Origin of the sequence: Limnobacter sp. UBA7229, assembly GCF_002473065.1 — a bacterium.
GTDB classification, from domain to species: domain Bacteria; phylum Pseudomonadota; class Gammaproteobacteria; order Burkholderiales; family Burkholderiaceae_B; genus Limnobacter; species Limnobacter profundi.
Genome location: NZ_DKTN01000010.1, coordinates 104,620 through 126,072, shown reverse-complemented (window position 1 = coordinate 126,072; position 21,453 = coordinate 104,620). Strand labels below are relative to the sequence as shown.

Below are 21,453 nucleotides of genomic sequence, written 5' to 3'. Positions count from 1 at the left end.
ATCGCCCCAAATAAAATAAGGACTTAGCGTGAGTGATCCGCTAGGTCCTTTTTCATTTATGATTTCGTTTCGTGTAGTTTGCAGTACAGGCAGTAATCATGACGAAGCGAAATTCGATGAAGCAGGTCGTAAGCCCGGATCAATTGTCAAACCTGGATGAGTTGGTCGTTGACAAGCGTTATGACAAACGCGCGAAAGCCAAGAAAGCGCGACGCAATCGACACTACGAAAAACAGTTTTTGCGCAACGCAGTTACCTCCGGAATTCTTTCTGAAGACCCGGCTTGAGCGATAAGTGACACGGTCAGTGTCAACATCGTGAGTTTGTGTCAGCTAGTCGACATTGGCAAATTCACACCTGTTCTACACTTTCTGAAACACATAGAAAGTGGAGACAGAGATGGGACGAACAGCCTCTTGTTTGGTATGGCTTTGTTTACTTTTCTCCTTGGTAGGTTGCGTCGGTGGCGATGACAACGCCTCGGCGGCTGGAACACGAGTTCAACCCGGGCAAACTGACTCGAGGCTCGATCAATTCAACATTGCCAATCAATGTTTTTCAGTTGCCACAACCGATAGGCGTTTCTTGAATGCAAGCGGCAGCATGTATGGCATCGGTAACGCACCTTCACCCTTCTATTTCAAGCCAAGCCGCTTGGGCCAGTACTTGTTGTTTGACAGCAATGCAAGTTTTTTGGGGCTCTCCAATTCAAACCCTTTTAACCAAGCGCAACTAATCCAGTTTCTTCGAACTGGCACTGATTTTTTGTCAGGTCTTGGTGATCTCGCGGAAGTGATTGAGCCTTTGAAGCCGGTCAGTGATGGCGTGCGTCAGGCTGGTGGGGCTTTGGGCGAGGCCGTCGATCAGCAAAGTGCAGAATCAAGCAGTGATGCAACGCCCTTTGCACAGGCTGAGCCTGGATTTTTAACCGTGTGGGAAATCATTCCCGCATTACAACAGAATTCATTTCGGTTCAGGCAGCTTGTCACCCAACAATTTCTGGCTGTTCAAGGTGAGGGGCTAGCCTTGGTCAGTGGTGAGGCAGAAGCCAGCATGTTTGTGTTGCAGCCGGCTTCGGGATGTGCCGTGTTTCCTGAAGCCGAGTTGAACGCCGCAGGTACACCGTTTAAGGGCACCACTTCGAATGGGGAAGTGGTGGGTTGGGTGGACACGCACATTCACATCGGGGGCAGCGAGGCCTTGGGGGGTAAGCTTGCGCATGGCCGCCCCTTTCACCCTTTTGGCATTACCAAGGCCTTGAACAGTTGTGAAGCTGACCATGGCCCGCAAGGCACCTTGGGTGTATTGGACAACCTGTTGGCCACTGGCAGCCCTGTTAACCAACATGCCACGGATGGTTGGCCCACTTTTAGTTATTGGCCCAACCCAAGATCTCAAACCCATCATCAAACTTATTACGTGTGGATGAAGCGCGCGTGGATGGGTGGGCAGCGCATTATGGTGAATCATTTTGTGGCCAATGAGGTGATTTGCCAGGTGTGGCCTTTGAAAGAACATGATTGCGATGAAATGGAAAGCGTGAAATTACAACGGCAATTGCTGCTGGATTTGGAGGAGTACATCGACGCCCAGGAGGGCGGCCCAGGAAAAGGATGGTTCAGGATTGTTTACGACAGCGCCACGGCGCGTGACGTGATCGCCGACGGCAAGCTTGCTGTGGTGATGGGTATTGAAAACGAAAAGCTGTTCAACTGCGGCGAATTCATGGGCATGCCCGAGTGCACAGAGCAGCAAATTCTGGAGCGATTGGATGAGTTCTATGCGTTGGGTATTCGCAGCGTATTTCCTCTTCATATATTCGACAACGCGTTTGGCGGCACTGAAATTAGCCGCTTCACCAAGGATGCTGCGTTGATGCAGGTGTTCAATGCCGGCAATATTTGGGAAACTGGTCACCCATTTGCAAGCACCACCTGTGAAGACATTGACAGTGCTGAACCTGCGACAGTGGACAGCAAGGACTACGGTTTGTTTGAATTGGCTTTGCTGCAATTGACCAATACCCCGCCCACTCCCGAAGATGTGCCGGGACGGGAGTGTCAGCGCAATGCCCGTGGTTTGACAAAACTGGGTGATTTTCTAATCGATGCCTTGGCCAAAAAAGGCGTGATTGTTGAGACAGACCACATGGGCGCTCTGTCGCGCAAGCGGGTGTTGGCCATGATGAAGGAACGTGGCCTGCCAGTGGTGTCCGGACACTCTGGCACCATCAGCGCTGCGCGCGATAGCCAGCGCATCGTCGATTCAGGCGGACTTATTTCTAATCTGCCCGACAAACCTTCTCCCACGGCAGTGGACTACATTCAAAAGCTGAGTGCTTTGTATCCAGCTGGCAAAGCACCTGCGAGCGGGTTTGGTTCAGACATCAACGGCATTCACCAGCAGGCAGATCCCCGCTCTGATGCAGTTGAAAAGCCCTTGGTGTATCCCTTCAAATCTCCAATGGGTGATGTGGTGTTTGAGCGCCAGAGAACAGGCGAACGCGTGTATGACTTGAACACCGATGGTGTGGCCCACTACGGCTTGTACCCGGATTACATCGCGGACATGATGATGCAGCCTGGCGGTAAACCTGCTGTGGCCACTTTGTTCCGGTCGGCTGAAGCGTATTTGCAGTTGTGGGAGCGGGTGGAGGAGTTCAGCCGTGCCCGGAAGTAGCACTATTTAGGATGCAGGCCAGCGCAGTTATCCAGTCTGTTCAGCAACAAGCTCCCAACTTTGCTGAACTAATCTCTTGTTCAAATGGTATGGAACTGCCGCATCCCTCAAAAATTCCATAGTGTTTGGAAAAGTCACCGATGAACTGAAAGTGCTCTTTGAAACGGGTGTGTTGCAGCATTCGGAATGTGTTGCCACACACGGGGAAAACCTTGCCGGTTTCCATGAAGTGGTGTTTGTCCAGAAGAAAGCCGTGTGCCTGGTTTTCGCTGGTGCCTCGGTAAATCACTGCTTGGCCGTAGTCTTCACACGCAGTTTCCAAATCGGCCAGCTTGAACAGTCGGTAGGTGGCGGAGTAAAAGCGTGTTTGCCCAACCAATTGACTCAAGCGTTCATCGGTTATGTCTAGCGGGCGGTCTTCGACCAAACGCGGGTCGGTAAAGCCGTTTTGGGTTGCAATCCTCAAGAAGTCGTTCCAGTACATGGCACCCCCCAAACATTCGCCATAGAGCACCGGGTCGCTGGCCACTTGAGGCGCTATTCTGCGATCCGAATACACATCCGAGAAATAAAATTCGCCACCTGGTTTCAGCAGTTCATAGGCTTGGCGCATGACAGCGTCTTTGTCAGGTGAAAGATTGACCACACAGTTCGAAACAATCACATCAAAACTGTTTTTCTCCAGACCCAGTTCATCGAGTCGTTCAATGTATCCTTGCAAGAAGGTTACATTGCTGTGCGAGTAGCCAAATTTCTCTCGATGGTATTCAATGTGGCGGTTGGCCACTTCCAGTTGTTCTTCGGTCATGTCGACACCCACCACTTCGCCGGTTTCGCCGACCAGTTGTGCCAGGGCATACACATCACGCCCGGAGCCAGAGCCCAGGTCAAGAATACGTTTTCCTTTCAAGTCTGTTGGGCACACCAAACCACACCCGTAGTAGCGGCTAAGTACTTCGTCGTGAATATTTGACAGCAAGGGTTTCAGCCACGCGGGTATGGATGAAAAATCACAACAAGCTGTGGTTTTCAGATCGCTGCTGCTTTGTAGTTCTTTGCCGTAGTAATTCTTGACTGCGTCGTACATGGTTTGTTTCCGTGAAATTGAAGATTTGACTCTGCCTGAATGTGTAGTTCGCACTTGCCACACAATAAGTTACTCGCTTTAAACAGCGCGTGTATTTGATCGAAGTTCTACAACACTGTGTTATTTTATTTTTTGGATAAGCTCTAACAAGAAAATGCACATGATCAAAGAAAACAACAGCCACAGCATCGTCATCGGATACATCCTCTGGATTTTCGGTTTCATGGGCGCACATCGTTTTTATTATGGACGCCCCATTTCCGGCATCATCTGGTTTTTCACGCTTGGCCTGTTTTTGATTGGCTGGATTGTCGATTTGTTTTTGATCCCGGGCATGGACAAAAGCGCAGATCGCCGTTTTCTAACCGGCCCCATCAACTACAACATTGCCTGGGTTTTGCTGACTTTCCTGGGTGTGTTCGGCATTCATCGGTTTTACCAACGCAAGTGGATTACCGGTTTGATCTACCTGCTCACTGTGGGCCTGTTCGGCATCGGTGTTATTTACGATTGGTGTACGCTGAATGATCAAATTGACGAGCTGCACCGTGACGGCACCTTGAATTAACCGGTTGATATCTGCGGCCACTTTTGGCCTCAGTGATTTGCTGGATAGCTGTTGAGGGTTTCAGCAACAATTCGCAAGGTGTGCTCCAAGCGCTCGTCATTTAGATTGCCACCCAGGGAAAGTCTCACAGCGTTGGGTGTTGCACCTTCCAGGCAGAACATGTCTGCGCTGGCAATGGCGATGCCTCGATTGAGCAGTCGCCCACAGAATGCGGACTGACTCCAGGCTGATGGAAGATTCAACCAGAGGTGAAACGCTTCCGGGTTTGTTTCGATTTTGAAATCTCCCAGTATTCGCCTGGCGATCAGTTGCCTTCGCTGGCTCATCAGTCGAATATTGTCCAGACACATTTGCGCTGTGCCATCGAGAATCCATTGTGTAGCAAGTGCTGAGCACATTGGGCTGGCCATGATTTGCGTGGCGCGCAGTGAGGAGGCAATGCGTTTGGATTCGAGTTCGGTTGGGCACACCAGAAATGCAATCCGAAGGCCCGCACTGCAGGTTTTGGACAATCCGTTGACGTAGTACGTCAGTTCTGGCGCGAGGCTGGCCAAGGATGTCGGCGGGTTGTGCATCAATTTGCTGTAAGGGTCATCTTCAATAATCTTGAGGCCAAAATATCGGGCCACTTCTACAATTTCACGCCTGCGTGTTTCGCTGATGGTGCGGGTGGTCGGATTCTGGATGGTCGGGTTCAGGTACAGCGCCCGAACTTTGTTGATTCTGCAGTGTGCCTCAAGAGCATCTGGAAGAATACCTTGGGCGTCGCCGGGGATGCCCAGTGTGCGTATGCCCAGCAAGCCCGCCATTGCTTTTACGCCAGGGTAGGTGATGGCTTCTGCACACAGTGTATTGCCCGCACCGACCAAGCCATTCATCAGGCCAGCCAGTGTGGCCTGAATGCCTGGTGTCACCAGAACCGTGCGCCCCTTGTGATGTGGGCTGACACCGTTTAACCAGACAGCAGCAGCCTGTTGATCGTCTTCAGTTCCCCCGAAATCCTGATACCGGGTTAGCCGGTGAAAGTTTCCTTGCTCTGTCACATGCCGTGCACCGTGGCGCATGCGCGCAAGTAATTCGGGCTCTTGTGGTTCAGGAGCCATGTTCATGGTCATCTCGATCAGCGTGGGTTCTGCTTCAAGCTGGTTTGAGTTTCTTATCCGGACGTAGCTGCCTACGCCTACCTTGGACGTGATCAGGCCGCGGTGCTGCGCTTCCTGATAGGCACGTGCAACCGTGGTGTAGTCCAGATTCAAGCCTTTGGCCAGTTCACGAATGGGTGGAAGCCGGTCGTCAAGCTTCAGCACGCCCCGTTGTATTTCGAGTTCAATTGCTTCAGCAATAGCCAAATAGGCAGGCTTGTCGCAACTGGAAAGCACCTTGTTCCAGTCTTCCAAAAGAGTTGATCTGCTTCGCATGTTCACTCGCTGTGCCTGTCGGTTTCAAATGGGTGCAAGCAACTTGCGCGCCCGGTGCATTGCACTTTTCAGGTGCGATGTTTTTGACTTGTGTGGTGATGTCAGCTCTCAGGTTTGAGAATGGAACTGGCTGGAGAGTCGCATGAAATGGATTTGATTGCACATTGATTGGATTTGGAGAGCTTGAATTGGTACAGGCATTGCGACTCTGTGAGCGTGCGCCGGCACAGTGCAATTCACTTTCACGGTGCCCATTTGTTGATGACTCTGGAGATCATGAAATGCCTAAAGTAAATCACCCCGCTCATGTTGATGGCGATTATTTTGTCGATTATGAAGAAAAAGTATTTGAGGATGTGAAGGCCGAGCCAGGTCAAAAAGCGCTGGTGACTTTTCACACAGTGGCGTTTGAAGGTTCGATTGGTTTTGTGAATCTGTTGCAGGCTACACGATTGCAGCGCAAAGGCTTCGAGACCTCGGTGCTGCTGTATGGCCCCGGCGTTACTTTGGGTGTGCAGCGTGGATTCCCCACCTTGGGCAATGAGGCGTTTCCTGGTCATTTGAATTTCAACAATCAAATCAAGAAATTCATGGGTGAAGGCGGCAAAGTGTACGCGTGCCGTTTCGCGTTGCAGGCGCTGTATGGCCACGGAGAGCCTTCCCTGATTGAGGGAATTCGACCCATCAACCCCCTGGATGTGATGGACCTGGTGCTGATTCACAAACGTGACAGTGCCGTGATTATTGACACCTGGACGTTGTAAACGCGCAGTGGGGTCGCCCACCGGCGCCCCACTTGATGGCAGTTGAAGTGGAGTATACGTGCATGACCCAGCCCAGAATAATTCGCGCAGCAGCGGCGCAGATCGCACCTGATCTTCAGGACCCTGCCCAAACCATCCAACGGGTTTGTCAAACCATGGAGGAGGCTGCAGCCAAAGGCGTACAAATTATCGTGTTCCCGGAAACCTTTGTGCCTTACTACCCCTACTTTTCTTTTGTGTCGCCGCCTGTTCAGCAAGGCAAGGATCATCTGCGGCTTTACGAGTATGCGGTGACGGTGCCCGGTGCAGAGACTGAGGCGATATCGGCTTTGGCTGCCCAGTACAACATGGTGGTTGTTTTGGGTGTGAATGAGCGGGACCATGGCTCGCTGTACAACGCGCAAATTATTTTCGACGGCAATGGCGAAATACGCTTGAAGCGCCGAAAAATTACACCGACCTACCACGAGCGAATGGTGTGGGGGCAGGGCGATGCATCGGGTTTGAAAGTGGTGAAGACGAGTGCAGGGCGTGTGGGTGCGCTGGCCTGTTGGGAGCACTACAACCCTTTGGCCAGGTATTGTTTGATGGCCCAGCACGAGGAAATTCACTGCGCCCAGTTTCCTGGTTCTTTGGTGGGGCAGGTATTCGCCGATCAAATGGAGGTGACGATTCGCCACCACGCGCTGGAGTCGGGCTGCTTTGTGATCAACAGCACTGCCTGGCTTTCCGAGGAACAGGTTCAAAGTATTTCGCAAGACAGCACTTTGCAAAAAGGCCTGCGCGGTGGTTGTTTCACTGCGATTGTCAGCCCTGAAGGCAAGTTGCTGGGCGAGCCTCTAACCGAGGGTGAAGGATTGGTGGTGGCTGATCTTGACATGGCACTGATCACGAAGCGCAAACGGATGATGGATTCGGTTGGTCACTATGCGCGGCCCGAGTTGTTGAGCTTGTTGGTCAGGGATGAGGCTTCAAGTCCCATGAGAAGAATTTCGGGAGTGCAGCATGCTGAGTACTGATCTTCAAACCTATGGCTTGAGGCTGGAAGACCCGTCTGCGGGGGTTCAAAGCCGGCGTGGTGGTGCTGGCCCTTCCGATCACAAAGCGGTTGTGGTGGATGGGCAAACCGTGATGATTCCTGTTCATACGCATACGGCATGGGACTCTCCTTTCATGGCCAGCAAGCCCGATGCCAACGGGAAAAGTGAGCTTCGCAAAAACGGAATTCCAATTGCAGTGATTGATTTTCCAAAGCAACCGAAGTTCTATGGTCTGAAAACCGCAGAGGGCATTCCTTACGAGCAAATTGCCACACTGCACAGCAGCGATGTATTGGCCACCACCGTGCTGCAAACCTGCATTCGCTATCAAAGCAGAAATAAAACATGCAAGTTTTGCTCGATTGGCCAGTCTTTGGCGGCAGGCCGAACCATTGAGCGAAAAACACCACAGCAATTGGCCGAGGTGGCAAAGGCTGCTGTCGAGCTGGATGGTGTGAAGCAAATGGTAATGACCACTGGCACACCAGCTACGCCTGACCGTGGCGCAGCAATCATGGTTGAAAGTGTATTGGCGGTGAAAGCTGCGGTGGATTTGCCGATTCAAGTACAAATTGAACCACCAGACCACTTTGAATGGTTTGACGAATTGAAGCGAAGCGGTGCCGACACTTTGGGCATGCACCTGGAAGTGATTTCAGATGCAGCGCGGCAAGCAATGATGCCAGGCAAGGCCACAGTGCCGGTGAGTTACTACCTGCAGGCATTTGATGCTGCGGTGAAGGTGTTTGGTCGCGGGCAAGTGAGCACTTACATTATTGTTGGGCTGGGCGATTCACAGGTTGAAATTATCGACATGTGTCGCAAACTGATATTGCGCGGGGTTTATCCCTTTGTGGTTCCGTTTGTGCCAATTGGTGGCACTCCTTTGGAAAGCCACCCGGTTCCGAGTTCCCAATTCATGCGGGAGGTGCTTCAACCCGTTGGCCAGATGTTGCGGGAAGCCGACCTGTTGTCCAAAGACATGAAAGCCGGCTGCGGAAAATGTGGTGCGTGTTCAACACTGAAAACTTTTGAAGTCTGAGCCTGTGAGTGAGGTGCTGCCATGTTTATTACCGAAATGAATGTTGAGGAATTTGCGCACAGTGAGTGCCACATCAAATTGGCCGTAGATGACTGGGCGTTACGAGAGGCGCAGAAATTGCGCAACGATGTTTTTGTGGTTGAGCAAGGCATTTTCCAGACCAGTGACCATGATGTGTTTGACAGCAGCGCCTATACCCTGGTGGCCACCATCGGTTTGCTGGGTATTCCCGATGCTGTGGTGGGCACCGTACGAATTCATGAGCAGGCTCCGGGTGTGTGGGTGGGCTCGCGCCTTGCTGTGGATCAGGCTTATCGATCAGTCAAAGGCCTTGGAAAAGCGCTGATTGCCATGGCGGTGAGTAGTGCACGCGCGCAAGGGTGCACTGCCTTTTATGCGAATGTTCAACTGCCAAATGTGGGTTTGTTTCAAAAGCTGGGTTGGCAGGCTTTGGGTGAGGCAAGCGTGCACGGTGTGCAGCACATGTTTATGCAGGCCAACCTTGACATGTACCCGGTAGAGCACGACCCAGGCCGAGGATTTATTCACCTGTTCAAGCAACCATCAAGCAAAGCACGGATTGAGAGGCGTGTATGAGTTGGCTACAAACACTGGTGCACAGCATTCGGGAAAGCAAGGGGCTTGCGCATAAAAAAGACATTGCGATTGCCATGGATGAATTGGCGAGCGCTCAACCTTGCGATTCTTCATGCCGGGTGGGTGATGACTGCGCCGTGTTGAAGTCGGCGGATGGTTCTTTTCTTCTGTTTGCCATTGAAGGCTTCATGAACGAGTTTGTTCAAGAGGACCCCTGGTTTGCAGGCTATTGCGGCGTGATGGTGAATGTCAGTGACATCGCCGCAATGGGTGGGCGCGCCACGGCGGTTGTGGATGCAGTATGGACCGCTGATTCATGGCAGCTGCAAAGAATTCTCCAAGGCATGGCAGCAGCATCGGCTCGATACCGGGTGCCCATTGTGGGCGGGCACACCAATGCCAGAAATAAACAAGCTCAACTGGCGGTGTCGATTATTGGTTCAGCAAACGCCGTGTTGAGCAGTTTTGATGCCAAGCCCGGCGATGTGTTGATGAGTGTGATTGATTTGAGAGGCAGTTACCACGGTGCTGGAAACAACTGGAATGCCAGTACAGACTCGCCAGCGGAACGCTTGCGGGCAGATCTGGAACTGCTGCCACAGGTGGCAGAAGGTGGTTTGGCGGTGGCCTGTAAAGACATCAGTATGGCAGGTGCTTTGGGCACCACATTGATGATGCTGGAATGTTCTGCATGCGGTGCTGAAATTTGGCCAGCTGCATTTCCACGCCCACAGGAAGTCTCTGTAGAACGCTGGATGCAAACCTTCCCCAGTTTTGGTTTCGTGTTCAGTGTGCCACCGACTTGTGTGGAGCGGATGAAGCAACTTTTTGGAAGCAGGGATTTGCGTTGCGAACCCGTGGGGCATGTGATTGAGGGCTCCATGGTTTGGGTAAATCATGAAAGCGAGCGGGAACTGTTGTGGGATTTTTCTGGCACACCACTGTTGGGTTGCAGCCAGTTGAATCACGCAACTGATGTGGTGGGAGAGGCGCATGCCTGTGGTTCGATTTGATGTGATGTGGCCAGATGCCACGGTTATGAAGTGCCAGTCGCCTTCCACGGTGATTCGAAATTTCTTGCATGAGGGGCAGCGTGTGTCTTTGCCCGAGTTTTTGAAAATTTCTGAACTGGGGTTGAGTGCGGCCAGCGAGCGTGTGCGCGAAAAATATGGGTTTGCCTGCTCAGCAGCCATTGATCAACTGGAAATCATCCTTGCCAAGGCAACTGATTTTCAGGGTTGGGAAGCGGCTGTGGTGCAAGTCATCCGAATGGATTGAGGGAGAAGAATGTGAGTGCTGAACCAGGTAAATTGAAAGATCATTATTCCGTTGTTGTAATCGGGGGTGGCCAGGCTGGGCTCTCGATGAGTTATCACTTGACTCGCAAAGAGATTGATCATGTTGTGCTGGAAAGAAACCAGATCGGGCACAGCTGGCGCAATCAGCGATGGGACAGCTTTTGTTTGGTAACCCCAAACTGGCAATGCAATTTGCCTGGTTTTCCGTATGCTGGGCCTGAACCAAAAGGCTTCATGAAAAAAGCGGACATTGTTGCGTACCTGGAGGCATTTGTTGCTTCGTTTCAGCCACCTGTGTTCGAAGGTGTCGCAGTGAAACAGCTGCGCAAGTTAAGCGATGGCTTGTTCGAAATTCAAAGCACGCACGGAACATTGACGGCGAAGCAGGTGGTAGTGGCTGTGGGTGGCTACCACAAGCCAAGAATTCCAAGGGTATCAGAAAAAGTACCTGCGCATATCCGACAGATTCATTCTTCAGAATATCGGAATCCTGCTCAGTTTTCAGAGGGAAATATTCTGGTGATTGGCTCTGGCCAAAGTGGTTGTCAAATTGCAGAAGACTTTCATTTGGCAGGCCGACATGTGCACTTGTCAGTGGGCAGCGCTCCCCGTGTAGCGCGCCGCTACCGTGGCCGCGATGTTGTGGAATGGCTGGCCGACATGGGGCACTACGACATGCCCGTGGAGTTGCACCCCCAGAAGGAAGCGGTCCGAGCCAAGGCCAATCATTACGTGACTGGTCGCGATGGTGGCCGGGACATTGACCTGAGAGTGCGGGCAAAGGAGGGCATGCAACTTCATGGCCGTTTGATCAATTGCGTGGATGGTGTGATGCATTTTGCAGATGACCTCACGAAGAATTTGGACAACGCGGACCAGAGCAGCGAGAACATCAAGAACATGATTGATGGCTTCATTGCCGAGAATGGAATTTCGGCACCGAACGAGGCCCGATATGTTCCTGTGTGGACGCCTGAGGATGGAGGGTCATGTATCGATTTGATTGCTGAAAACATCACTGGAATTGTTTGGTCCGTGGGTTTTGAAAGCTCGTTTGACTGGATCGATTTGCCGATCTTCAACGGCAAAGGTTACCCGAATCATTATCGGGGTGTTAGCCGCGAACCGGGTGTTTATTTTCTCGGTTTGCCGTGGTTGCACACCTGGGGCTCGGGGCGTTTCTCGGGTATTGCGCGTGACTCTGAGTTCCTGCTTGAGCAAATTGAACAGCAGCTTCAAGCTGTGCTTGAAGGCGTCAATTAACCGCCCGATAAGCCTCAACAAACCGGCTCGGTTGCTTTTTGGGGCGGCCGGTTTTCATGTCAATGCACACCCATTGAGTGTGCCCTTGCATCACGGTGGCGTGGTCGCTTTCGCGCACAAACTGGTACTGGCGAGTCATGTCGGCTTTGCCTTCGTTGTGGCTGATCCAGGTGGCAATCCATAGCGTATCGCCTGCAAAGGTGGGGCGTTTGTATTCCAGGTGATGCTGGCGTGCCACACAGCCGTAGCCCGATTCTACAAAGTCTTGAAACGTTAGCCCAAGTTGCCTGGAATGCAGTGCCGCAATGGCCTGCATCCACACCAGGTAAATGGTGTTGTTGGTGTGCTCGAATTCGTCGAGATGTTCGGGTTGTACCGTGAGCTTACCGATGAATTGCGGGGTGCATGGCCACACGCTTTGTGGTGTGTCGCTGGTGGCGATGGTTTGGATATCGCTGGCTTTGAAAATGTTGGAGTTGGTCATAGGTCCTTGATTTTGCAACAATGGGGCGACGCCGCTTGACATTTCATTATTACTTTTGTTGGGCATATCGAAAGCGTATGTCGCTGATGGTGACAGGTCAATGAAACAAATCGCAGTTTTTACAAATTCGCGATACGGAGAATTTTTCAGAAACCCCAGCCCGACCCAATCCCCAACAACGTGGCTACACCAAGCGCCGCAAACATCGCTGCAGCAATTCGGTGCACCAGCTTCATCGGAATTTTTTCAGCCAGCTTGTCGCCAGCAAACACCGCAGGCACGTCGGCAATCAGCATGCCCAATGTAGTACCCGCAACTACCATAAGCACATCGTTGTAGTGTGCTGACATGGCCACGGTGGCTATTTGGGTTTTGTCGCCCATTTCCGCTAAAAAGAAGGTGATGAAGGTGGCACCGAACACACCCAGCTTGGTAGCCAGCTGAGTTTCTTCATCTTCGATTTTGTCAGGAATGAGTGTCCACACTGCCATGGCGATGAAGGATGCGCCAAGCACCCAACGCAGAACGGATTGATCCACATTGGCGGTGATCCAGCTACCCACCACGCCAGCCAGGCCGTGATTGATCAGTGTGGCCAAGGTAATGCCAATGATGATGGGAATTGGTTTTTTGAAACGTGTGGCCAACAGAAATGCGAGTAACTGGGTTTTGTCGCCAATTTCAGCGAGTGCAATTACACCGGTGGATACGAGAAGTGCCGAAGACATGACATAAGTTCCTGGGCCTGGAAAAACCAAATGACCACGCAGCTTCTCCAGGCCGATCTGGAAGCTGAGTAGTCAAAGGTCTTGCCAAGTTCTAGAACCGCTTACGCCATAGCCTGTAAATGATGATAGGCCAAGTGTGTTGACGTAAGCCTTTCCTTGCGGAAAGAGGCTACTCCCCAATGAGTGTCGCAATGATAGGACTTGGCATTTAAAAAATCAAGTCAATCGAGATTGGCCTCAAAGGGAAATCGACAAATCGTTCAAGGGGTGCAGCCCGAGAAATCTTGGTTTCAAGAGATCGTGAATAGTTGCTTCACTCACCTCACTTAACTTGCCTGGGTTCCATTTTGGCGATTTGTCTTTGTCCACCAGCAATGCCCGCACGCCCTCCGGAAAGTCTGGATGTACGCAGCAGCCCACGGAAGCCTGATACTCCAGCCGCAATACATCGGCCAGGTCTGCGCCTGCATGGCGCTTCATCAATTCAAATGAAAGCGCAGCCGAAGTGGGAGAGCCATGCGCATATGCTTGAGCAGCTTTGGCCAGCCAGGCCACCTCGTTCTGTTGCAGCGCGCGCAAGGACACGTCGATTTCAGCCAGTGTGTCATGGTTCATTACGGCATCAATTTCTTTGGCGTGTGTATGTAACAAAGGCGTGGGTGCCTTCACTTCAAACTGTTTCAGCAGGGCAGACAATTTTTCCTTGTCCGATTTCAGCTCACCCTGCCAGCTGGTGTTTTCAATGGCATGCAGTACATTTGAAAACTGCGCATGTTCTAGCACTGCATCGGCCCAATCCCCCATCAATGCATCGCCCGCGTTGACGATTGCGCCGGTCAGGGCCAAAAACAAACCCGTGCGCGCGGGCATGCGATGCAAGAACCAGGTGCCGGCCACATCCGGGTACAAACCAATGTGAATTTCCGGCATGGCAATGCGTGCATTGGGGCTGACTACGCGGTGGGAGGCACCCACCATCAAACCCACGCCACCACCCATCACAATGCCGTGTGCCCAACACAAAATGGGTTTGGGGTAGGTGTGTATGCGGTAGTCCAGCCGGTATTCACATTCGAAAAATGCCTCGGCTTCAGGCGGTACTACGCCTGCCCCTACGCGCTTGCTGGCGTGGTGCAAACTTACCACGTCTCCGCCCGCACAAAAGGCTTTGTCGCCTGCTGCACTCAGCACCACGCCAGCGATTGAATCGTCTTCCGCCCAGCTTTTTAATTGGGGGTCGAGCAGGTCGATCATGGGCAATGTGAGCGCATTCAAGGCTGCGGGGTTATTAAGCACGGCGTGGCCAAAACTGTGGCCGCTTGCGGTTGGGAAAGTGCCGAATGTGACAGGTGCTGACATAATGTGATTGGAATGTAAGGTGTAAACCGACTGCAAACAATACACCGATTCCAGGGACAAATAAAAAAAGCCCGGTGCTTTCACACCGGGCTTTTTCAGCTACCAAGTCAAATTAATGGTGCAGATCAAATCGATCGGCATTCATCACTTTGTTCCAGGCGGCCACGAAGTCGTTCACAAACTTCTTCTCGGCATCTGCACCGGCATACACTTCGCACAGTGCACGCAGTTGCGAGTTGGAACCGAAGCACATGTCGGCCAGGGTACCTGTCCACTTCACTTCGCCTGTCTTGCGATCACGGCCTTCCAAAACACCGTCGGCGCTGGTTGACTTGCTCCACTTGGTGCTCATGTCGAGCAAGTTGGTGAAGAAGTCAGTGGTCAATGCCTCTGGGCGCTTGGTGAACACGCCATGCTTGGCACCGCCCACGTTGGCGTTCATGGCACGCAAGCCACCCACCAACACGGTCATCTCAGGTGCGGTCAAGCCCAGCAAGCTGGCCTTGTCGATCAAACGCTCTGCCGCTGTGCCTTCCAAGCCTTTGCGGGCATAGTTGCGGAAACCATCTGCTGTGGGTTCCAGAACTTCGAAGGAATCGACATCGGTTTGATCTTGCGTTGCATCGGTGCGACCCAGCGCAACTGGCACAGTAATGCTGTGACCTGCTTTCTTCGCAGCCGCTTCAACACCGGCAGCACCTGCAATCACGATGAGGTCGGCAATTGAAATTTTCTTCCCATTGCCTGCATCATTGAATTGCTTTTGAATGCCTTCCAGTTGCTCCAGTACCTTGCTCAGTTCTGCAGGGTTGTTGGCTTCCCAGTTTTTCATGGGGGCCAGGCGAATGCGGGCACCGTTGGCGCCGCCACGCTTGTCGCTGTTGCGGTAAGTGGAAGCAGAAGCCCAAGCTGTACGTACCAATTGAGGAATGCTCAAGCCGCTGGCCAGTACTTTGGCTTTCAGGGCTGCAACATCAGCATCATCTGCATGCTTGTAATCGGCCGCGGGCACTGGGTCTTGCCAAATCAAATCTTCCGCAGGCACCAATGGGCCAATGTAACGGCTCTTTGGACCCATGTCGCGGTGCGTCAGCTTGAACCATGCACGGGCATAGGCGTCCGCAAACTCGTCAGGGTTGTTCAGGAAGTGACGAGAAACTTTCTCGTAATCCGGATCCATGCGAAGCGCCAGGTCGGCTGTGGTCATCATGGGTGCGTGGCTCTTGTTGGGGTCGTGTGCGTCCACAACAGTGCCTGCGCCTGCGCCACCCTTTGGTTTCCACTGGTGTGCACCGGCTGGGCTCTTCGTCAGTTCCCAATCGTATTTGAACAGGGTTTCAAGGTAACCCATGTCCCACTTGGTGGGGTTTGGTTTCCATGCGCCTTCAATACCGCTGGTGGTGGTGTCACCGCCCTTGCCAGAGCCATGCTTATTGATCCAGCCCAAACCTTGCTCTTCAATGGGTGCACCTTCGGGCGCTGGGCCGACCAGGGCCGGGTTGCCTGCACCGTGTGCCTTACCGAATGTGTGACCACCCGCGACCAGTGCCACTGTTTCATAGTCGTTCATGGCCATGCGGCCGAAAGTAGTGCGAATGTCGTGTGCTGAAAGCTTGGGGTCGGGGTTGCCGTCCGGACCTTCCGGGTTCACGTAAATCAAACCCATTTGTACAGCAGCCAAGGGGTTTTCAAGGTCACGCTTGCCGCTGTAGCGGCTGTTGGGCTTGTCGCTGGTGGCCAGCCACTCAGCTTCCGGGCCCCAATACACTTCCTCGGGCTCGTACACGTCTTTGCGGCCAAATGCGAAACCAAAGGTTTTGAAACCCATGGTGTCCATGCAGTAAGTACCGGCCAGGGTAATCAGGTCGGCCCATGACAATTGCTTGCCGTACTTCTGCTTGATTGGCCACAACAGTCGACGTGCCTTGTCCAGGTTGCCGTTGTCAGGCCAGCTGTTCAGTGGCGCAAAACGCTGCATGCCGGTGCCAGCACCGCCACGGCCGTCGGCGATACGGTAAGTACCAGCGGCGTGCCATGTCATGCGAACGAAGAATGGGCCATAGTGGCCATAATCGGCAGGCCACCACTCTTGGGAATTGGTGTACAGCGCTTCCAAGTCCTTCAGAAGGGCAGGCACATCGAGTTTCTTGACTTCTTCCACATAGTCGAAGTCTTCGCCCATGGGGTCAGTCAATGGGGAATTCTGGTTCAACAATTTAATGTTCAGTGCGTTGGGCCACCAGCTTGCGTTAGTGGGTGTGCCGGCAATCGCTGTTTTGGGACCATCGCCCGTGAATGGGCACTTTGCATCATTTGACATACATCTCTCCTTGGTTGCCGTTAATTATTAACTGCTGAATTCAGTGTAGGGTGCTAAATCCTATCAATCAAGTTGTTTTTATAAATTTACCCTATAGGCAGGGGCAATTGATATTTTTGACCTTCAGCATGTCTTTCATATTAATACCGGAAAAAAAGTTGGTCACTCCTCGTCGAAAGAGTCGTACTTCTCGCAAAGAAAGTCGATCAACGCACGCACCGCAGGCAGCATGCCCCGCCTGGAGGGGAATACCACATGAATGATTTCACGACGGGGCGACCAGTCGGGCAATAACTTCACCAGCTCGCCGCTGGCAACTTGCTTGGGCACCATGAGGTTAGGCAACTGAACCACGCCCACACCCGCCATGGCGCTGGCCCGCAAGGCCACCATGTCGGTGGTCACCAGCCGTGGTGAATGGGGTATCACGATTCGCTCACCACTGGCGTGGGTCAGGCACCATTCAAAACTGGTTTGTACCTGACCTTGGGTTTGCCCCAAACCCAGGCTTGGCCAGTCAATCAAATCGTTGGGGTTTGTGGGCAAGCCCTTTTTGTTGATCAAGCAGGGCGATGCCACCAAACACAGGCCACGGTCTGAGAGTACCTTGAGCACCAAGTCACTGCTGTCCAAAGGCAATGGGCGAACCCGTATGGCCAGGTCAACACCCTCGGCCACCACATCCACCCGCCTATTGCTGGCTTCCATGTGCACTGTGACTTGCGGATGTTTCACCAGAAATTCCGCCAGCATGTCGCCAATGTGTGCATGCAGCAATGCGATGGGACAAGTCATGCGGATCAGGCCACGTGGCTCGGAATGATTTTGTTCAATCAATTCCTGCGCACTTTCTGCCTCAATCAACATGGCCTTGCAGTGCTGGTAGTAAGTTTTTCCGATTTCTGTGATGTGCAGCTTGCGGGTGGAGCGATACAGCAGTTGCGTGTTTAGGCGCTTTTCAAGCTCGGCAATTCGGCGGCTAATTTTCGATTTCGGAACACCCAGTGCGCGTGCCGCAGCAGAGAAACCCTGGTGTTCAACCACTTTGGCAAAGTAGTACAGGTCGTTGAGATCCATGTGTATTTGCCCCTTATTGTTCCTCATGCAGAACGATCTGTTGAGTTTTTGCGTGCTTATCAATGATTGTTTGTTTCAATAGCATATTGCCATTATTAACTGTCAATGAGAAGGAAGACACCATGAGCAAGCCCTATGTTCGTCTTGATAAAAACGATGCTGCTGTGCTGTTGGTTGATCACCAGGCCGGTTTGCTGTCGCTGGTGCGGGATATCGATCCCGATCGTTTCAAAAACAATGTGTTGGCCTTGGCCGATTTGGCGAAATATTTCAACTTGCCCACCATTTTGACGACCAGTTTTGAGACTGGCCCAAACGGCCCTTTGGTGCCTGAGCTAAAAGAGATTTTTCCGGATGCGCCTTACATTGCACGCCCCGGACAGATCAATGCTTGGGACAACGAAGAATTCCTGGCTGCCGTGAAAGCAACCGGCAAAAAGCAACTGATTATTGCGGGTGTCGTGACCGAGGTGTGTGTTGCATTTCCAGCCTTGTCGGCCCTTGAAGAAGGTTATGAGGTGTTTGTGGTGACCGATGCATCGGGCACCTTCAATGAACTGACGCGCCATTCTGCCTGGGAAAGAATGAGCAATGCAGGCGCCCAGTTGATGACCTGGTTTGGCGTGGCCTGTGAATTGCACCGCGACTGGCGCAATGACATTGAAGGTTTGGGTGCCTTGTTCTCGAATCACATTCCCGATTATCGCAACCTGATTACCAGCTACACCGCGCTGACGAAATAAGTGCAAGGCGTTATGATTTTGACATGAACAAAATCAAGCGAATTGAACTTCGAAGCGCCGATTTGGGCGAAGGCATGTTGGTGAAACGTGCCTTGCCCAGTCGCCACCAGCGCATGGTGGGGGCATGGTGTTTTCTAGACCATGCTGGGCCTGTTAATTTTGCACCCGGCAAAGGCATGCATGTGGGTGCACACCCGCACACGGCCTTGCAAACCTTCACCTGGCTGATCGACGGCGAAGTGCTTCACAAAGACAGCTTGGGCAATGAACTGATTATTCGCCCAGGGCAGGTGAACCTGATGACCGCGGGGCGTGGCATTGTACACACCGAAGATTCGGTGGTGAATGGTGGCCGCCTGCATGCAGCACAGTTGTGGATCGCCTTGCCGCCAGAACTTGCAGATTGCGAACCCGATTTTGCCCATTATCCGGAACTGCCAATTTGGCATGTTGAGGATGTTCAATGCACCTTGCTGGCGGGCACCTTCAATGCATTCACTGCGCCCACGGCAGTGCGTTCGCCCATGTTGGGCATGGATTTGTTCAGTAAGCAGGGTGGCACAGTGAATCTGAGTTTGAACCGGGATTTTGAGTACGGATTTCTGACTTTGACAGGGCAGGTGAACGTGCAGGGCGAGACTTACACACCCGATGAGTTCGCCTATCTGGAACCTGGTTCAGAGAACCTTGAGATGACCCTGAGCACCGATGCGCGTGTCTTGTTGCTGGGCGGTGTGCCGTTTGAAACACCCGTGCAAATGTGGTGGAATTTTGTTGGCCACAGCAAGGAAGCCATTGCACAAGCTCAAAAAGATTGGGAGCAGGGCGATCCGCGTTTTGGCGACGTACTCGACGAATCAGCAAACACCGGTGTTGCTGCTCGACTGGCTGCACCAGCACTGCCCTGGAAATAGGGTTTTTAAAGCCATTTCAGGGTTATCCATAGGCCACGCTGACAGCTTGCATTTGGGCAGCCGTGTTGAAGTCGATTACAGTAGATGTATCGACTGACACGGAGTGCCCCATGGATTTTTCCCTGACCCCTGCATTGAAGTCACTTCAGGCCGAAGTGCGAACTTTCATCGCAGAACACATTATTCCCCTGGAAAAAGACCCTCGACAAACTGCGCACGGTCCCTCGGAGGAATTGCGGGAGGAATTGGTGGGCCTCGCCAGAAAAGCAGGGTTGCTGACCCCGCATGCCTCCACAGAATTGGGGGGACGTGGCTGGAGTCACATTGAAAAAGCAATCGCTTTTGAAGAGGCTGGTTATTCCACACTGGGTCCCACGGCCATGAACATTCATGCGCCTGATGAAGGCAATATTCACTTGCTGGAAGTGGTTGCCACGCCCGAACAAAAAGAACGCTGGCTCAAACCCATGGTGCAGGGAAAAATTCGCTCGTGTTTCGCCATGACCGAACCTGCACCCGGTGCGGGTGCCGACCCTTCCATGATGCAAACCACGGCTGTGAAAGACCGCGATCATTATGTGATCAATGGTGACAAGTGGTTTATCACTGGCGCTGAAGGGGCAAGTTTTGCAATCATCATGGCAAAAATGGAAGACGGCACAGCCACCATGTTTTTAAGCGACATGGATGCGCCCGGCATTGAGTATGTTCGCACCATGGATGCAATGGATGCGTGCTTCACGGGTGGACATGGCGTGTTGAGGTTCAACAATTTGCGCGTGCATGAAAGCAGTGTGCTGGGTGAAATCGGCAAGGGTTTTCGGTACGCCCAAGTGCGCTTGGCACCGGCGCGTTTAACGCACTGCATGCGCTGGCTGGGCCAGGCGCGCCGCACACACGACATTGCATTGAACTACGCCCGCAAACGGCAGGCCTTTGGTGTGCAGTTGGGTGCGCATGAAGGCGTCAGTTTTATGTTGGCTGACAACGAAATGGATTTGCACACGGCGCGTTTGCACATTTGGCACACCGCCTGGATGCTGGACCAAGGCGAGCGATGTAATTTTGAATCGAGCCGTGCGAAGGTGGTGTGTTCAGAGGCCGAGTGGCGGGTCGTGGATCGCAGCGTGCAAATTCTGGGTGGGCAGGGCGTCACAGGTGAAACCATCGTAAGCCGCATTTTTACCGACATGCGCGCATTTCGAATTTACGATGGCCCCAGTGAAGTGCACCGCTTCAGCATGGGCAAAAAACTGATTGCAGGCCTGGACAAAAAATAAGGAAAAACCATGAGCAACAATGATCTGTTTTCCATGCAAGGCAAATTGGTGCTGGTGACTGGTGCTTCGAGTGGCTTGGGAAAACACTTTGCACAGGTGCTTGCCGGTGCAGGGGCAACCGTGTTGTTGAGTGCGCGCAACGTTGAAAAACTGCAGCAAGTGTTGGATCAAATTCAGGCAGCCGGTGGCAAAGCGTATGCGGTGGCCATGGATGTCAGCAAATCGTCTTCAGTGAACACAGCCATGGCGAATATTGCTCAACAACATGGTGTGCCCGATGTGTTGATCAACAATGCCGGCCAGTCGATTGCCAAACCCATGTTGGAGCAAACCGAAGACGATTGGGACCAAATACTGGATACAAACCTGAAAGGTTGCTGGCTGGTGGGCACTGAATTTGCGCGCGCCTTGGCTGCTGCTGGTAAACCGGGCGCGATTGTGAACATTGCATCCATTTTAGGTGAGCGCGTGGGCGGTGCGGTGGGGCCCTATGCCATTTCAAAGGCCGGGTTGGTGCAGGCCACCAAGGCGATGGCGCTGGAACTGGCGCGGTACAGTATTCGTGTGAATGCAATCTTGCCCGGCTATGTGGCCACCGACATGAACAGCGACTTTCTGGCCAGTGAACTGGGCGACAAATTGCGCAAACGAATTCCGACACGGCAGTTTTGTGAACTCAGCGATTTGACTGGGCCGCTATTGCTGCTGGCCTCGAATGCAGGGGCGGGGATGACTGGCGCTTGCGTTGCAGTGGACCGGGGGCATTTGGTCAGCGCTTTGTAGGGCGCCATG

The 21,453-nt window shown here is 52.7% G+C and carries 21 protein-coding genes and 1 riboswitch; of the genes, 14 read left to right on the top strand and 7 right to left on the bottom strand.

Features of this window, described 5'->3' with window-relative positions; translation table 11 throughout:
- Positions 1-98 precede the first annotated feature (98 nt).
- Entirely contained in the window at positions 99-287 is a 189-nt protein-coding gene (locus B4C79_RS05075) for a hypothetical protein (RefSeq protein ID WP_171097921.1), read from the top strand.
- Between the two features lie 298 nt (positions 288-585).
- Complete coding sequence (locus tag B4C79_RS05070; protein ID WP_171097923.1) at positions 586-2,679, top strand: hypothetical protein; 2,094 nt, start codon at positions 586-588, stop codon at positions 2,677-2,679.
- Positions 2,680-2,719: 40 nt separating this feature from the next.
- On the opposite strand, the gene B4C79_RS05065 is transcribed toward B4C79_RS05070, so the two are convergent.
- Positions 2,720-3,766 (bottom strand): methyltransferase domain-containing protein, encoded by a 1,047-nt coding sequence (locus B4C79_RS05065; protein WP_105028414.1) that lies wholly within the window; start codon positions 3,764-3,766, stop codon positions 2,720-2,722.
- 154 nt (positions 3,767-3,920) lie between these two features.
- On the opposite strand from B4C79_RS05065, the gene B4C79_RS05060 reads away from it, so the two are divergent.
- Positions 3,921-4,334 carry an NINE protein gene (locus B4C79_RS05060; RefSeq protein WP_206018576.1) on the top strand — a complete coding sequence of 138 codons (414 nt, stop codon included), beginning with the start codon at positions 3,921-3,923 and terminating at the stop codon, positions 4,332-4,334.
- Positions 4,335-4,363: 29 nt separating this feature from the next.
- Here the strand turns inward: B4C79_RS05060 and B4C79_RS05055 are convergent, their stop codons facing one another.
- Positions 4,364-5,752: a PLP-dependent aminotransferase family protein gene (locus B4C79_RS05055; RefSeq protein ID WP_291751816.1), complete on the bottom strand. Its 1,389-nt coding sequence runs from the start codon at positions 5,750-5,752 to the stop codon at positions 4,364-4,366.
- 281 nt (positions 5,753-6,033) lie between these two features.
- Here B4C79_RS05055 and B4C79_RS05050 point away from each other — a divergent pair, with 281 nt between their 5' ends.
- The 7 genes from B4C79_RS05050 to B4C79_RS05020 all read left to right on the top strand — a co-directional run bounded on the left by B4C79_RS05050 (position 6,034) and on the right by B4C79_RS05020 (position 11,756).
- Positions 6,034-6,516 (top strand): MSMEG_0572/Sll0783 family nitrogen starvation response protein, encoded by a 483-nt coding sequence (locus B4C79_RS05050; protein ID WP_105029808.1) that lies wholly within the window; start codon positions 6,034-6,036, stop codon positions 6,514-6,516.
- A 62-nt stretch (positions 6,517-6,578) separates the two neighbouring features.
- Positions 6,579-7,535, top strand: a complete 957-nt coding sequence (locus tag B4C79_RS05045) for a Nit6803 family nitrilase (protein WP_105028416.1) — start codon at positions 6,579-6,581, stop codon at positions 7,533-7,535.
- Complete coding sequence (locus B4C79_RS05040) at positions 7,522-8,598, top strand: MSMEG_0568 family radical SAM protein (RefSeq protein WP_291742962.1); 1,077 nt, start codon at positions 7,522-7,524, stop codon at positions 8,596-8,598. The genes B4C79_RS05045 and B4C79_RS05040 overlap by 14 nt, the downstream gene beginning before the upstream one ends.
- A gap of 21 nt (positions 8,599-8,619) precedes the next feature.
- Entirely contained in the window at positions 8,620-9,195 is a 576-nt protein-coding gene (locus tag B4C79_RS05035) for an MSMEG_0567/Sll0786 family nitrogen starvation N-acetyltransferase (RefSeq protein ID WP_291742960.1), read from the top strand.
- Positions 9,192-10,208, top strand: a complete 1,017-nt coding sequence (locus B4C79_RS05030; RefSeq protein WP_291742957.1) for a sll0787 family AIR synthase-like protein — start codon at positions 9,192-9,194, stop codon at positions 10,206-10,208. The genes B4C79_RS05035 and B4C79_RS05030 overlap by 4 nt, the downstream gene beginning before the upstream one ends.
- Positions 10,189-10,473, top strand: a complete 285-nt coding sequence (locus tag B4C79_RS05025; RefSeq protein ID WP_275269953.1) for an MSMEG_0570 family nitrogen starvation response protein — start codon at positions 10,189-10,191, stop codon at positions 10,471-10,473. The genes B4C79_RS05030 and B4C79_RS05025 overlap by 20 nt, the downstream gene beginning before the upstream one ends.
- Positions 10,474-10,484: 11 nt before the next feature.
- The gene (locus B4C79_RS05020; protein WP_291742952.1) at positions 10,485-11,756 is read left to right on the top strand and encodes an MSMEG_0569 family flavin-dependent oxidoreductase; all 1,272 of its coding nucleotides are present in this window, start codon (positions 10,485-10,487) and stop codon (positions 11,754-11,756) included.
- Here B4C79_RS05020 and B4C79_RS05015 read toward each other — a convergent pair.
- The 5 genes from B4C79_RS05015 to B4C79_RS04995 form a co-directional block, all read right to left on the bottom strand.
- Positions 11,749-12,240 carry an acyl-CoA thioesterase gene (locus B4C79_RS05015; RefSeq protein WP_291742949.1) on the bottom strand — a complete coding sequence of 164 codons (492 nt, stop codon included), beginning with the start codon at positions 12,238-12,240 and terminating at the stop codon, positions 11,749-11,751. The two genes, B4C79_RS05020 and B4C79_RS05015, sit on opposite strands and share 8 nt — an antisense overlap.
- 146 nt (positions 12,241-12,386) lie before the next feature.
- On the bottom strand, positions 12,387-12,968 hold the full coding sequence (locus B4C79_RS05010; RefSeq protein WP_291742946.1) for a TMEM165/GDT1 family protein: 582 nt from the start codon (positions 12,966-12,968) through the stop codon (positions 12,387-12,389).
- Positions 12,969-12,973: 5 nt separating this feature from the next.
- Positions 12,974-13,158, bottom strand: a riboswitch (yybP-ykoY riboswitch).
- 47 nt (positions 13,159-13,205) lie between these two features.
- Positions 13,206-14,327 carry an enoyl-CoA hydratase/isomerase family protein gene (locus tag B4C79_RS05005; protein WP_171097977.1) on the bottom strand — a complete coding sequence of 374 codons (1,122 nt, stop codon included), beginning with the start codon at positions 14,325-14,327 and terminating at the stop codon, positions 13,206-13,208.
- A 112-nt stretch (positions 14,328-14,439) separates the two neighbouring features.
- The gene (katG, locus tag B4C79_RS05000; RefSeq protein WP_171097979.1) at positions 14,440-16,647 is read right to left on the bottom strand and encodes a catalase/peroxidase HPI; all 2,208 of its coding nucleotides are present in this window, start codon (positions 16,645-16,647) and stop codon (positions 14,440-14,442) included.
- Positions 16,648-16,809: 162 nt separating this feature from the next.
- Positions 16,810-17,724: a LysR family transcriptional regulator gene (locus B4C79_RS04995; protein WP_171097981.1), complete on the bottom strand. Its 915-nt coding sequence runs from the start codon at positions 17,722-17,724 to the stop codon at positions 16,810-16,812.
- Positions 17,725-17,846: 122 nt separating this feature from the next.
- On the opposite strand from B4C79_RS04995, the gene ycaC reads away from it, so the two are divergent.
- From ycaC to B4C79_RS04975, 4 genes are all read left to right on the top strand, one after another.
- Positions 17,847-18,467, top strand: a complete 621-nt coding sequence (gene ycaC / locus B4C79_RS04990) for an isochorismate family cysteine hydrolase YcaC (protein ID WP_171097983.1) — start codon at positions 17,847-17,849, stop codon at positions 18,465-18,467.
- 23 nt (positions 18,468-18,490) lie between these two features.
- Positions 18,491-19,381 carry a pirin family protein gene (locus tag B4C79_RS04985; protein WP_291742935.1) on the top strand — a complete coding sequence of 297 codons (891 nt, stop codon included), beginning with the start codon at positions 18,491-18,493 and terminating at the stop codon, positions 19,379-19,381.
- 110 nt (positions 19,382-19,491) lie between these two features.
- Positions 19,492-20,661 (top strand): acyl-CoA dehydrogenase family protein, encoded by a 1,170-nt coding sequence (locus tag B4C79_RS04980; protein ID WP_291742932.1) that lies wholly within the window; start codon positions 19,492-19,494, stop codon positions 20,659-20,661.
- A 9-nt stretch (positions 20,662-20,670) separates the two neighbouring features.
- Positions 20,671-21,444, top strand: a complete 774-nt coding sequence (locus B4C79_RS04975; RefSeq protein WP_291742929.1) for an SDR family NAD(P)-dependent oxidoreductase — start codon at positions 20,671-20,673, stop codon at positions 21,442-21,444.
- Positions 21,445-21,453: the final 9 nt, after the last annotated feature.